Raw genomic sequence first — 13061 nt, 5'->3', positions numbered from 1 at the left:
GTGTTCTACGTGCGGGTGGGGGAGTGACACGCCCCTCACGGGGCGCTCAGGTGCGCTGCCAGCTCTGCGTGATCTTCATCAGGGCCTCCACCGCCTTGCCCTCGTGGTCGCGGCTCTCCCGGATCCCGGGGCCGAACTCCACATGCAGGAACGGCACCCCGCGGTCGGCCGCCGCCCGGCCCTGCATGTTCGTGCGGCCCGCCAGGGGGCAGGACTTCACCCAGGCGCGGCAGACCTCGAAGCCGCGGTCCCTCAGCGCGTCCGCCAGGGCCCGGCCCTCGGGGACGGCCTTTCTGCCCTTGCCCGTGGAGGCGACCACGTCGTGGTCCGGAGCCGAGTCGTCCGCCATGCCGTGGAGCTGGATTCCGGGCAGTCCTCGCCGGACCAGTTCGTCGCAGACGGCGTGGAACACGGTGTCCCTGCGGTGCGAGACGTCCGCCGCGTCGCCCCGGCCCGCTTTGCGATGCGCGCCCGCGATCACCAGGATGCCGCCGGGCGAGCGGCTCAGGAGCCGGGCGCCGAGACGTTCGGTGTTGCGGTCGGCGACCGGATGCGGCACCTGCGCGGACCAGCGGACCGGGTGGTCGAGATCGATGTAGACGCGGCCCCAGCCGCGCGGCGCCGCGCCGCCCTCGGAGCGGTCGGAGATCTCCGCGTAGCGCCGTCCGGTGGTCGGGTCGGTGATGCCGCGTACCGTGAAGTCGACGTCCGAGAGTCGCTTCTCCGCCTCTGACCTGCGGTTGTCAAGGAGCAGGCCGACGCCGTCGGCGACCGTGCGGCGGTCGTCGCGGGAGGGGCGGCGGTATCCGCTGTCCTCGTGGAAGCCGGCGGTGTAGTCGGTCACGAGCCGGGTCAGGTCCTTGCCTGGGCGGGCCGTCGCCGAGGGCCGGCCGTCCTCGCCGGAGGGCCGGGACGCCTCGCCCGACGAGCCCGATCCGCACTGTGCGAGGCTGAGGACGGCGGCGGTGACGAGGCCGAGAACCCCGAGTTTCTTTGCGGCTGCGACCGGCCGGGTGCGGGAGTTCATCATGGTTGTATAAAGATATCCCTGTGATGACACGTCCCTTCCGCAGGCATTTCGTGACCTGTGCAGCCACCTCGCTCCTGCTGCTCGCCGGCACCGCCTGCGGCCCCTTCGGCAGCGACGACAAAGCCGCCGAGAGCGGCCGTTCGTTCACCGTCGCCGCCGCGGGCGACATCCTCATCCACCCGCAACTGACCGAGCAGGCGCGCAAGGACGCCAAGGCCACGGGCAAGGGGGAGAAGGGCCTCGACTTCCGGCCGATGATGGCGGGCGTCAAGCCGGTGATCAGCAAGGCCGACCTGGGCATCTGCCACTTCGAGCCGGTGGTGGGCAAGCCCGGCGGGCCCTTCCAGAGCTACCCCGACTTCCTCGTGCCGCCGCAGATCGCCACGGCCGTCAAGGACGTCGGCTACGACCAGTGCTCGACCGCGTCCAACCACACCCTCGACCACGGCCCCGCCGGGGTGACCCGCACGCTGAACACCCTCGACAAGGCGGGCCTGCGGCACACCGGTTCGGCGCGCAGCGCGGCCGAGGCCGGCAAACCGCTCATCACGGACGTCAAGGGCGTCAAGGTCGCGCAGATCGCCTTCGCCTTCGGGTTCAACGGCCGCGAGGTGCCGAAGGACAAGCCCTGGATCGTCAACCAGAACGACTTCGACGCGATCGCGGCCGCCGAGAAGAAGGCGCGCGGCGCGGGCGCCGACGTGGTGATCCTCAGCATCCACTGGGGCCGCGAGAACCAGCCCAACGCCAGCGGCCCGCAGCTGAACCTGGCCCGCAGGATCGCGCGGGAGACCGGGATCAACCTGGTCATCGGCCATCACGCGCACGTCGTCCAGCCGATGGAGAAGGTCGACGGCACCTGGATCGCGTACGGACTCGGCAACCAGATCGCCCGGCACGACGTGCCCAGCGGGCTGACCGAGGAGGGCGTCATCGGCTGGTTCGAGTTCGTCGAGCGCGGCGGGGAGTGGGACGTCGACGCCAAGTACGTCCCCACGTTCACGGAGATCCCGCCGGACCCGGACGAGACCGGCGCCCTGCCGAAGGACGCGGTCGAGGACCACCGGCTCGTCGACGTCGCCGCCGCGCTGCGGGACGGTGAGAACCTCACCGAGCAGCAGCGTTCCCGCTACCGCCTCGCCTTCGAGCGCACCCAGGGCACGCTCCTGAACCGAGGCGCGAGCAAGGACGGCCTCGCGCCCTTCGAGGAGCTCCCGGCCGGCTGACGGAGGCCGCGCGTCGGGGCGGTGGCGAAGATCAAACATCTTCCCGACGCGAGCTAGCTCACATTTCGCTTACTTCGTACATCCCTCCTCGGGGGTGGCGGGTCAAAGCTTTCCGGAACGCATCACTGTGTGCGCTCCACCCCCCACGTCACTCCAGGAGAGGAGCACCCCTTGGCCGCTTCGCGTTCGAAGCGCCGGCACAAGGTCCGCCGAAGGACCGACATGTCCCTGCTGGGTGGCATACGTCCCCCCATCGCCGTGCTGTCGGTCCTGCTCCTCGCCCTCGCGGGCGTCACCGCCCTCACCCTCGGCCGCGCAGGCCAGGAGGCCGTCCCCCAGGCGGTCAAGTCGTCCCAGCAGCACTTCGCCGAGGACGGCGCCATCGCGCTGCGCGCCTCCATCGACGAGTCCGTCACCGACCTGACCCGCACCGCCGAGCTGTTCAGCGCCGGCGACCCGGTGCCCGCCGACGCCGTCCTCGACAAGACCGGCAGCGTCTACCAGAAGTGGATGGGCACCGCGATCGTCGAGATCGCCTCCGGGAAGCTGCTCGCCGCCCGCGGCGAGAACCTCCCGCTGACCGCCATCGACCGCGGCGGACTCGCGAAGAAGGACGGCCTCGCCCCGCGCATGGTCCGCCTGGAGAACGGCGAGACCCGGCTCCTGTCCTTCGCCCTGCTCACCTGGAAGGGCCAGCCGCAGCAGCTCCTGGTCGCCTCCAGCAGCCTGCGCTTCCCCGGCATCAGCCTCGGCAAGTTCCGCTCGATCGCCGTCGTCGACCAGGACGGCGGCGTCCTGAGCACCGACGGCATCCCCGAGCCCGAGCAGGTCCTCACCGACGCGCAGCGCGACGAGGTCAAGCAGTCCAACAAGCAGCTCAAGGTCTTCGCCCAGACCGCCGCGAAGAAGGCCCGCACCCACCCGCTGATGTCCAAGGAGCCCGGCTCCGGCGGCTTCCTCGGCGTCAGCGGCCACCTCACCGGCGAGCGCTACCTCGGCGAACGCGCCGTCGCCGGATACGCGAACCTCGCCGCCCCCGAGGCCGGCGAGTCCACCGTGGCCACCCGGCTCGGCCTCACCGTCGTCGCGATGGTCCCGGTCGCCGAGGACCCCACGGCCACCAGCGACTCCGCCTTCGGCCTGCTCGCCGCGGGCGCCCTCCTGCTCATCGGCGGCGTCACGGTCTTCCTGCTCCTGAGGACCGTCCAGCGCCCCCTCATCCGGCTCTTCCTGGAGGGCCGCCGCCTCACCCGCGGCGACCTCGACCGGCCGGTCTCCGTGCCCCGGCGCGGCGAGGCCGCCCGCATCGGCGCCGCCCTCGAACGGCTGCGCCGCCAGCTCCTCGGCGAACCGGCCGGGGCACAGCAGGCGCCCGCCCGCCGCCGCAGGTTCGGCAGCCGCACCCTGCTCGCCGTCTGCGCGGTCCTCCTGCTCGCCTGGTCCGCGCCGCTCCTGCTGCTGCTCAACCGCGCCGGCGACACCGTCGTCGTACCGCAGCAGATGGTGAACGACCAGCGCGAGCGCACCGACACCCTCACCGACCGCGTCCGCCGCGCCCTCAACGAGGGCCACGCCGACCTCACCTCGGTGGCCTCCCTCATGGGCGACCGCACCGAACCGGCGGACATGGCCAAGGTCCTGGAGAGCACCCTCAACCAGCACACCCGCTACCAGTCGCTCTACGTCCTCGACCGCGGCGGCAAGGTCCTGGCCGAGGCCGGCGGCGACCCCCGCAGCCCCTCCGGCAAGGGCCCCTCCGACCGGCCGATCCGCGTCGTCGACGAGGGCGGCAAGGAACCCGTGATCATCGGCACGGCCGAGGTGCCGGGCCGCGAGGGGGCCGCCGTCGTCGGCGAGTTCCGCATCGACTTCCTCAACTCGCTGCTCAAGCGCCCCGGCCTCGGCGAGGTCCGCGTCGTCGACGACGAGCGCCGCACCATCGGCTCCAACAAGGGCTACCGCGAGTTCGAGGGGCTGCCGGGCGACCGCCTCGACGCGCTCGCCGAGGGCACCGGCCAGAAGGTCGGCCTCAGCCCGCGCCCCAGTGGTGTCCTCTACCGCGACGGCGACGACATCCAGATCGCGGCCGCCGCGCCCTTCGTCGGCGGCGGCGCCGCCCGCTCGCTGGGCTGGACCGTCGTCAGCTGGCAGCCCGCGTCCGGCCTCGCCATCCCCGAGTACAGCTACCAGAACCGCACGGTCCTGGCCGGTCTGCTCGGCATCACCGCGGCCGCGGCGTGCCTCGGCTGGCTGCACATCGTCGTCGTGCGCCCGCTGCGCCACCTCGCCGACCAGGCGGAGGCGCTCGCCGACGGGGACCGCCGCACCGTCCTGTACCCGCGCCACCACGACGAGGTCGGCGCCGTCACCCGCAGCCTCGAACTCATCAGGCAGCAGCTGCCGACGGGCACGCAGCGCAAACGGGACGGCGTCACGGCCGGCCTCGCCGGAAGGAACTGAACCCCGTGCTCTTCCTCTACACCGTGCTCGTGGTGTGCTGCGCGATCCTGCTCGTCGCGGGCGTGATCGAACAGCGGCGGCACTTCACCAACCTGGAGCACATCCCCACCCGGGTCCTGGTCAACGGCATCCGCGGCAAGTCCTCCATCACCCGCCTGTGCGCGGGCGCCCTGCGCGGCGGCGGGCTCACCACGGTCGCCAAGACCACCGGCACCGCGGCCCGGTTCATCCACCCGGACGCCACCGAGGAGCCCGTCTACCGCAAGTTCGGCATCGCCAACGTCGTCGAGCAGATCGGCATCGTGCGCCGCGCCGCCGCGTACAACCCGGACGCCCTGGTCATCGAGTGCATGGCGGTCATGCCGGCGCTCCAGGAGATCAACCAGTCCAAGCTGATCCGCTCCACCATCGGCGTGCTCTGCAACGTCCGCGAGGACCACCTCGCCGAGATGGGCCCCACCCTCGACGACGTGGCGCGCTCGCTGTCGCGCTCCATGCCCGAGGGCGGCATCTGCGTCACCGCCGAGAAGGACCGCTACGCGATCCTCAAGGAGGAGGCGGACGCCCGCGACTGCCAGTTGATCTACGCGGACCCCGAGTCGGTCACCGACGAGGAGCTGCGCGGCTTCAGCTGGTTCACCTTCAAGGAGAACGTGGCGATCGCGCTGACCGTCGCGGAACTCCTCGGCGTGGAGCGCGAGACGGCGCTCCAGGGCATGTACGACGCCCCGCCGGACCCCGGTGTCCTCTCCGTCGAGCGGTACGCCACCGAGGACGGCAAGAAGCTCCGCTTCGCCAACGTCTTCGCGGCCAACGACCCCGAGTCGACGCTGATGAACATCAACCAGCTGCTCGACCTCGGCGCCATCCACCGCCCGCTCAACGTGGTCATCAACTGCCGCCCCGACCGCGTCGAGCGCAACGGCCAGATGGGCGAGATCATCCCGGACCTCCAGCCCGAGAAGGTCTTCGTCATCGGCCACCCCGCCAAGTCGGCCATCGACGCGATCCCCGCCGAGTGGCGCTCGCGCGCCGTCGACCTCGGCGGCGACCGGCGCGACCCCGAGGAGTTCATGGGCCAGATGCTCGCGCAGCTCGGCCCCGACTCCTCCCTCGTCGCGATCGGCAACATCCACGGCCAGGGCGAGCTGCTCCTGGAGCACCTCGCCGAACTCCCCGCCGACGAGAGCGAGGAGCCGGCCGCGCCCGCGCCCGCCGCCACCGCCGCTCCCGCCAACCCGGCGGAGACGATGCAGCTGTACGTGCCGCGCATCGACCCCTACCAGCACTACCCGGAGGCGTACGAGGAGCGGTACACGGCCCCGGTCCAGGTGCCGCAGGCCGCGTACGGGACGCACGAGATGTACGCGCCCCCGCACACGCACGAGCCGCACCCGCCGCAGCACCAGCCCGCGGAGCCGTACGTACCGGCGCAGGCCCACGAGCCCTACGTACTCGAGCAGGCCCACCAGCCCTACGCACTCGAGCAGGCCCGCCCGCCCCAGGAACCGCAGCAGCCGCGGCCGGACAGGCCCCGCGGCATGTTCGAGCCGCGGGTGCCGCCCGCACAGCACGCCGCAGACGACCACCAGCAGTGGCACAGCCCAGGAGAGCCCCGTTGATTCCCTCCGTCCTCACCCCCGAGATCGCCGCGGTCGGCATCGCGCTCGGGCTGCTCTTCTCCCTGGTCTGCTATCTGACGACCAACCTCTCGCCCGGCGGCATGATCACCCCGGGCTGGCTCGCGCTGACCCTCGTCGAGGACCTCCAGCGCGCCGCCATGGTGGTCGGCGTGACCGTGCTGACCTACGTCGGCACCCTGCTCATGCAGCGCTTCGTGATCCTCTACGGCAAGCGCCTGTTCGCCGCGGTCGTGCTGCTCGGCGTCACGCTCCAGGCCACCGTGATGATCGTGCTCTCCCTCGAGTTCCCGCTCATGTACAGCAACCAGACCCTCGGCTTCATCGTGCCGGGCCTGATCGCCTACCAGCTGGTGCGCCAGCCCAAGGGCCCCACCCTGCTCGCCACGGGCTCGGTGACGCTCATGGCCTACGTCGTCCTCACCGCCGGGATCCTCCTCGGCTTCATGCCGTCCGCCTGATTCCAGGAGTCACTCATGCCGCCCAAGAAGAAGCGTCCCGCCCTGCACGCGGTGACCGTGCTCGCCCTGCTCGCCGGCAGCGCCTATCTGACCGTGGAACTGCGCAAGGACGAAGAGGCCAAGGCGCCCAAGGTGCAGGCCGTCACCGACACCCCGGGGCTGAGCAGCAGCACCGGGCAGCAGGGCAGCGGCAAGCAGACGTGGGAGCGCCTGAAGAACCCCGCCCGCTCCGTGCTGCGCACCGACGGCGGCAAGGTCCTCGCCACCTTCACCGACGGCGCGCGCACCGCGACGCTCACCGGACCGAGCCGCACCTTCACCGAGCCCGCCAACACCAAGTCCCGTGTCGTGACGAACGACTGGGTGCGGCTGATGCCGGAGACCTGGCGCGAGGGCGCGGAGAAGGAGAAGTGGTTCAAGGACTGGTACAAGGAGTTCTCCGGCAGCGAGGAGGACGACATCTTCGCGATGGCCTTCCAGTACGTGGAGGGCGCGCCGGTCAAGAAGGACGACGAGGGCATCGCGTACGCCGGTGACGCCAACTTCGGCCCGCTGAACCCCAACGGCAGCGCGGGCAACGACCTGCGCCTGGAGGAGTCGGACTTCTTCGACTACCTCGGCATCCCGTACACCTTCCGCAACGGCACCACCATGCAGCCCGAGAAGATGCGCGCCCGCTCCATGGACTGCTCGGGCTTCATCCGCACGGTCTTCGGCTACCGCGCCCGCTACCCCCTGATGGCCACCGACAAGGTCGGCGACGGCCTGCCCCGCACCGCCAACGGCATGGCGCGCGGCAAGGTCGGCACCGACGTCATCGCGCTCAAGGGCGTCGGCGCCGCCGACCGCCCCAAGTCGATCGACGTGGTCCAGCCGGGCGACCTGGTCTTCTTCAAGCTCGACGCCCGCACCAAGGAGCGCCTGGACCACGTCGGCATCTTCCTCGGCCACGACGCCGACGGCCACAAGATCTTCATCTCCAGCCGCGAGGAGGTCAACGGCCCGACGATCGGCGACAAGGGCGGCACGTCCCGCCTGGACGGCAACGGCTACTACGCCTCGACGCTGCGCAGCGCGAAGCGGATCTGAGGCCCTGGCTACCCGGGGCGCACGGTGCGCGGACCCGCGCACTCGGCCCCCGTGTCGCCGACCCTGCGGCGCAGTTCGCGGTCGGCGGTGACGACCAGGCAGGGGCGCCCGGCCGCCTCGGCGGCCAGCTCCACGATGCGGTCGTCGCCGCTGCCGGGCGCGGCGTCCACGCGGACGCCGGGCACGGACTCCACACCGCGCGCGGCCCCCTCGACGACCAGGACGATGTCCAGCGGGCCCGGCCGGTCGGGCAGCCCCTCGGCGGCGAACGCGGCGAGGGAGTCCCGCAGCCGTTCGGTGGCCCCGCGGCGGTCGCGCCACCAGCCGTCGGGCACGGAGCCGACGACGTTCGCGGCATCGACGACGACGAGAGTTGTCATGCGGCAAACGTAAACTAATCGGCAAAACGTTGTGCGTCGTGAAGTGAAGGGGTGGCGCCGAGTCATGCCGTCGAGGTCCATCAGCACCGGTGCTCCGGATACCGCCCGCTGGCTGCTGAGGGGCCGCGACGGCCGGCTCACCGCGTACGCCCGCGCCGAGGGCGGCCTCCTGCGCTGGACGGAGGCCCGGCCCGGCGGCCCCGACTGGAGCGGCCCCGACTTCTTCGAGGCGCCCGACCTGACGTACCTCACCCTGGCCCAGGGCACCGACGGGTACGTGCACTTCGTGGGGCGCCGGGAGCGCGCGGGCGACGACGGCAAGGCGGTCGTCGACGTCGTGCACTCCATCCAGTACCAGTCGGGGCGGCCGCTCATGGACTGGCGCTCGCTCGGCAATCCGCACACCAAGCTCGTCGAGCGTGCCCCGCACCTGGGCGCCCCGTCCGTCGCGGTGGACACCGCGGGCACCGTGCACGTCTTCGTGCGGGACGCGGTGGGCAGCGTACGGATGCGCCGCGAGGGCAAGGGCGGCAAGTGGGAGGGGTGGAAGGACCTCAAGGTCCGCGACACCCTGGACGGCACCACCGTGCTCGCGACGTCCACGGGCCGCGTGGAGGTCCTCGCCCCCGCCGCCAAGGCCACCCTGCGCTGGGCCCAGGAGGAGCGGGGCGGCGACCTGGTCCGCGCCGACGACGTGCCGCTCGCCCCGGTCCCCGGCTCCGGCACGGTCCTGGAGACCGCCGCCGACCGGTTCACGTACTACGCGGCCGACGTCGACGGCGGCGGGGTGCTCGCCCACCGTCCGGCCGACGGCGGGGCGGCGATCCCCCTCGGCGGCACGCCCTCCCCGGGCCCCACGGCCGCCCTGCGCACGACGGTCGACGGCCACGACTGCACGGTCCTCGCGCACCGCACGGCCGCCGGCCGCCCGGCGCTCGCCGCGTTCCCGACGCAGGACGAGGCGGCGGGCCTGTGGTGGGCCGAGACCGGCGAACCGTGTCTCGGCGCACCGGCGCTGGCGCTGGACGCGCGGGGGCGCGTGGTCATGGCGGCGATCGGTCTCGACGGCACGCTGCGGCTGGCCCGCCAGAAGGCGGAGCGGGGGCTGGCGCTCGGGGCGTGGGACCGGGTGTGACCTCCCCGGGCCACCGGCCCGGGGACCCCTGATCGCGGCGGCACGGCACGACGGCGGGGCCGTACGGGATGAACTCCCTTACGGCCCCGCCGTGTTGACGCGACGTGCGGTGGACCCTACGCCGGGACGCTCGCCACGCCCTGCGCGAGGAACCGCTTGCCGTTCACCCGCTCGCTGACGCCCTCACGGTCCAGGTACGGCGTGATGCCGCCCAGGTGGAAGGGCCAGCCCGCGCCGGTGATCAGGCACAGGTCGATGTCCTGCGCCTCGGCGACGACACCCTCGTCGAGCATGAGCCCGATCTCCTGGGCGACGGCGTCCAGGACGCGGTCCCGCACCTGCTCCTCGGTCAGGACCTTGTCGCCCTGCTCGAGGAGAGCGGCGACCTCGGGGTCCAGCTCCGGCTTGCCGGAGTCGTAGACGTAGAAGCCGCGCTTGCCCGCCTTGACGACGGCCGCGAGGTTCGGGGAGACCGTGAAGCGGTCCGGGAAGGAGCGGTTGAGCGTCTCCGACACGTGCAGACCGATGGCCGGGCCGACCAGTTCGAGCAGGACCAGCGGCGACATCGGCAGACCGAGCGGCTCGACGGCCTTCTCGGCGACGGCGACCGGGGTGCCCTCGTCGATGACGTTCTGGATCTCGCCCATGAAGCGGGTCAGGATGCGGTTCACGACGAACGCGGGGGCGTCCTTCACGAGCACCGCGGTCTTCTTCAGCTTCTTGGCGACACCGAAGGCCGTGGCCAGCGAGGCGTCGTCCGTCCGCTCGCCGCGCACGATCTCCAGGAGCGGCAGGATCGCGACCGGGTTGAAGAAGTGGAAGCCGACGACCCGCTCGGGGTGCTTCAGCTTCGACGCCATCTCGGTCACCGACAGCGAGGAGGTGTTGGTGGCGAGGATCGCGTGCGCCGGGGCGACGGCCTCGACCTCGGCGAACACCTGCTGCTTGACGCCGATCTCCTCGAAGACGGCCTCGATGATGAAGTCCGCGTCGGAGAAGCCCTCGGCCTTGTCCAGGACGCCGGAGACGAGCGCCTTGAGGCGGTTCGCCTTGTCCTGGTTGATGCGGCCCTTGAGGAGCAGCTTGTCGATCTCCTCGTGGACGTAGCCCACGCCCTTGTCCACGCGCTCCTGGTCGATGTCGGTCAGCACGACCGGCACCTCCAGACGGCGCAGGAACAGCAGGGCGAGCTGCGAGGCCATCAGACCGGCGCCGACGACGCCGACCTTGGTGACCGGGCGCGCCAGGTTCTTGTCCGGGGCGCCCGCGGGGCGCTTGCCGCGCTTCTGCACGAGGTTGAACGAGTAGATGCCCGCGCGCAGTTCACCGCCCATGATCAGGTCGGCGAGCGCGGTGTCCTCGGCGTCGAAGCCCTTCTGCAGGTCGCCGTCCTTGGCGGCCGCGATGATCTCCAGGGCGCGGTAGGCGGCCGGGGCGGCGCCGTGCACCTTGGAGTCGGCGATGGCACGGCCGCGGGCGACGGCGGCGTCCCAGCCCTCGCCGCGGTCGACCTCGGGGCGGACGACCTCGGTCGAGCCGTTGAGGACGGACGCCGTCCAGATCAGCGACTGCTCCAGGAAGTCGGCGCCCTCGAAGATCGCGTCGGCGATGCCGAGCTCGAAGACCTGCTTGCCCTTGAGCTGGCGGTTCTGGTTCAGCGAGTTCTCGATGATGACCGAGACGGCCTTGTCGGCGCCGATCAGGTTCGGGAGCAGCGCGCAGCCGCCCCAGCCCGGGACCAGGCCGAGGAAGACCTCGGGCAGCGAGAAGGCCGGCAGCGCCTTGGAGACGGTGCGGTACGAGCAGTGCAGACCGACCTCGACGCCACCGCCCATGGCGGCGCCGTTGTAGTAGGCGAAGGTCGGCACGGCGAGGCCGGAGAGGCGCTTGAAGACCTCGTGGCCGCCCTTGCCGATGGCGAGCGCGTCCTCGTGGTTCTTCAGCAGCTCGACGCCCTTGAGGTCGGCGCCGACGGCGAAGATGAACGGCTTGCCGGTGATGCCGACGCCGACGATCGTGCCCTCGGCCGCCTCCTTCTCGACCTGGTCGATGGCGGCGTTGAGGTTCGCCAGCGAGCCGGGGCCGAAGGTGGTCGGCTTGGTGTGGTCGAAGCCGTTGTCCAGCGTGATGAGGGCGAAGCGGCCCGCGCCGGCCGGCAGGTCGAGGTGGCGTACGTGCGCCTGCGTGACGACCTCGTCCGGGAACAGCTCGGCCGCACCCTTCAGGAGCTCAGCGGTGGTCGTGCTCACTTGTCGCCTCCGGCGTCCTTGTGGTGGGGGTTCTCCCAGATGACCGTGGCGCCCATGCCGAAGCCGACGCACATGGTCGTGAGGCCGTAGCGGACCTCCGGCTGCTCCTCGAACTGCCGCGCGAGCTGCGTCATCAGGCGCACGCCGGAGGAGGCGAGCGGGTGGCCGAACGCGATGGCGCCGCCGTACTGGTTGACGCGCGCGTCGTCGTCGGCGATGCCGTAGTGCTCCAGGAAGGCGAGCACCTGGACGGCGAAGGCCTCGTTGATCTCGAAGAGGCCGATGTCGGAGATGGACAGGCCCGCCTGGGCCAGCGCCTTCTCCGTCGCCGGGATCGGGCCGTAGCCCATGACCTCGGGCTCGACGCCCGCGAAGGAGTAGGAGACCAGCCGCATCTTGACCGGCAGGCCGTTCTCCCGCGCGAACTCCTCCGAGGCGATGAGGGAGGCGGTGGCGCCGTCGTTCAGACCGGCGGCGTTGCCCGCGGTGACGCGGCCGTGCGTGCGGAACGGCGTCTTGAGGCCCGCGAGGTTCTCCAGCGTCGTGCCCGGACGCATCGGCTCGTCGGCGGTGGCGAGGCCCCAGCCGGTCTCACCGGCCTCCTCGTTGGTGCGGCGCACGGAGATCGGCACCAGGTCGGCCTGGATCTTGCCGTCGGCGTACGCCTTGGCGGCCTTCTCCTGCGAGCGCACCGCGTACTCGTCGGCGCGCTGCTTGGTGATGCTCGGGTAGCGGTCGTGGAGGTTCTCCGCCGTCATGCCCATGAACAGCGCGGACTCGTCCACGAGCTTCTCGCTCACGAACCGCGGGTTCGGGTCGACGCCCTCGCCCATGGGGTGGCGGCCCATGTGCTCCACACCGCCGGCGATGGCGATGTCGTACGCACCGAAGGCCACGCTGCCCGCGACGGAGGTCACGGCGGTCAGGGCGCCGGCACACATGCGGTCGATGGAGTAGCCGGGCACGGACTGCGGGAGCCCGGCGAGGATGCCGGCGGTGCGGCCGATCGTCAGGCCCTGGTCGCCGATCTGCGTGGTCGCGGCGATGGCGACCTCGTCGATCTTGGCGGGGTCGAGGTCCGGGTTGCGGCGCAGCAGCTCCCGGATGGCCTTCACGACGAGGTCATCGGCACGGGTCTCGTGGTAGATGCCCTTCGGGCCCGCCTTGCCGAACGGGGTGCGGACGCCGTCCACGAAGACGACGTCCCTGACGGTACGAGGCACGATGGCTCTCCTCCAGGGTGCGGTGCGCCTGCCGGCGCGCTTCCGCAGTCCACCCTACTTGCCGGTAACTATGCGGCCAAGGCCCGCCTCACACCCTCTGGGCGAGGCGAAGGTCACACTGGCTGATGTCCCGGCGTCGGAACTCCGCACCGGGGGTCGTGCCCACCC

Annotated in this window: 10 protein-coding genes; 6 read left to right on the top strand and 4 right to left on the bottom strand. The window is 71.7% G+C overall.

Annotated features, from left to right (window positions below):
- Nucleotides 1–46 precede the first annotated feature (46 nt).
- Nucleotides 47–1027: a hypothetical protein gene (locus AOK22_RS20080; RefSeq protein ID WP_079036693.1), complete on the bottom strand. Its 981-nt coding sequence runs from the start codon at nucleotides 1025–1027 to the stop codon at nucleotides 47–49.
- Nucleotides 1028–1053: 26 nt separating this feature from the next.
- On the opposite strand from AOK22_RS20080, the gene AOK22_RS20075 reads away from it, so the two are divergent.
- The 5 genes from AOK22_RS20075 to AOK22_RS20055 all read left to right on the top strand — a co-directional run bounded on the left by AOK22_RS20075 (nucleotide 1054) and on the right by AOK22_RS20055 (nucleotide 7906).
- Nucleotides 1054–2256 carry a CapA family protein gene (locus AOK22_RS20075; RefSeq protein ID WP_055700074.1) on the top strand — a complete coding sequence of 401 codons (1203 nt, stop codon included), beginning with the start codon at nucleotides 1054–1056 and terminating at the stop codon, nucleotides 2254–2256.
- 222 nt (nucleotides 2257–2478) lie between these two features.
- Entirely contained in the window at nucleotides 2479–4716 is a 2238-nt protein-coding gene (locus AOK22_RS20070) for a cache domain-containing protein (RefSeq protein ID WP_055700073.1), read from the top strand.
- Between the two features lie 5 nt (nucleotides 4717–4721).
- Nucleotides 4722–6338 (top strand): poly-gamma-glutamate synthase PgsB, encoded by a 1617-nt coding sequence (gene pgsB, locus AOK22_RS20065; protein ID WP_055700072.1) that lies wholly within the window; start codon nucleotides 4722–4724, stop codon nucleotides 6336–6338.
- Nucleotides 6335–6817, top strand: a complete 483-nt coding sequence (locus AOK22_RS20060; RefSeq protein ID WP_037664152.1) for a poly-gamma-glutamate biosynthesis protein PgsC/CapC — start codon at nucleotides 6335–6337, stop codon at nucleotides 6815–6817. Before pgsB ends, AOK22_RS20060 begins: the two co-directional genes overlap by 4 nt.
- Before the next feature lie 15 nt (nucleotides 6818–6832).
- Nucleotides 6833–7906: a C40 family peptidase gene (locus tag AOK22_RS20055; RefSeq protein ID WP_055700071.1), complete on the top strand. Its 1074-nt coding sequence runs from the start codon at nucleotides 6833–6835 to the stop codon at nucleotides 7904–7906.
- 8 nt (nucleotides 7907–7914) lie between these two features.
- On the opposite strand, the gene AOK22_RS20050 is transcribed toward AOK22_RS20055, so the two are convergent.
- Complete coding sequence (locus AOK22_RS20050; protein WP_055700070.1) at nucleotides 7915–8286, bottom strand: PIN domain-containing protein; 372 nt, start codon at nucleotides 8284–8286, stop codon at nucleotides 7915–7917.
- A 64-nt stretch (nucleotides 8287–8350) separates the two neighbouring features.
- Between AOK22_RS20050 and AOK22_RS20045 the strand changes: the two genes are divergently transcribed.
- Nucleotides 8351–9421: a PLL family lectin gene (locus AOK22_RS20045; protein WP_055700069.1), complete on the top strand. Its 1071-nt coding sequence runs from the start codon at nucleotides 8351–8353 to the stop codon at nucleotides 9419–9421.
- 116 nt (nucleotides 9422–9537) lie between these two features.
- On the opposite strand, the gene AOK22_RS20040 is transcribed toward AOK22_RS20045, so the two are convergent.
- Complete coding sequence (locus AOK22_RS20040; protein ID WP_055700068.1) at nucleotides 9538–11670, bottom strand: 3-hydroxyacyl-CoA dehydrogenase NAD-binding domain-containing protein; 2133 nt, start codon at nucleotides 11668–11670, stop codon at nucleotides 9538–9540.
- On the bottom strand, nucleotides 11667–12893 hold the full coding sequence (locus AOK22_RS20035; RefSeq protein WP_055700067.1) for a thiolase family protein: 1227 nt from the start codon (nucleotides 12891–12893) through the stop codon (nucleotides 11667–11669). Before AOK22_RS20035 ends, AOK22_RS20040 begins: the two co-directional genes overlap by 4 nt.
- Nucleotides 12894–13061 lie beyond the last annotated feature (168 nt).

This window comes from Streptomyces silaceus, assembly GCF_001419745.1.
GTDB lineage: Bacteria > Actinomycetota > Actinomycetes > Streptomycetales > Streptomycetaceae > Streptomyces > Streptomyces silaceus.
This window is presented reverse-complemented; position numbering and strand designations above follow the sequence as displayed.

Bases quoted from the DNA above. Each gene is read 5' to 3' on its own strand.
- AOK22_RS20080 (WP_079036693.1), bottom strand. From the start codon at position 1,027: ATGAACTCCCGCACCCGGCCGGTCGCAGCCGCAAAGAAACTCGGGGTT.
- AOK22_RS20075 (WP_055700074.1), top strand. From the start codon at position 1,054: ATGACACGTCCCTTCCGCAGGCATTTCGTGACCTGTGCAGCCACCTCG.
- AOK22_RS20070 (WP_055700073.1), top strand. From the start codon at position 2,479: ATGTCCCTGCTGGGTGGCATACGTCCCCCCATCGCCGTGCTGTCGGTC.
- AOK22_RS20055 (WP_055700071.1), top strand. From the start codon at position 6,833: ATGCCGCCCAAGAAGAAGCGTCCCGCCCTGCACGCGGTGACCGTGCTC.
- AOK22_RS20050 (WP_055700070.1), bottom strand. From the start codon at position 8,286: ATGACAACTCTCGTCGTCGTCGATGCCGCGAACGTCGTCGGCTCCGTG.
- AOK22_RS20045 (WP_055700069.1), top strand. From the start codon at position 8,351: ATGCCGTCGAGGTCCATCAGCACCGGTGCTCCGGATACCGCCCGCTGG.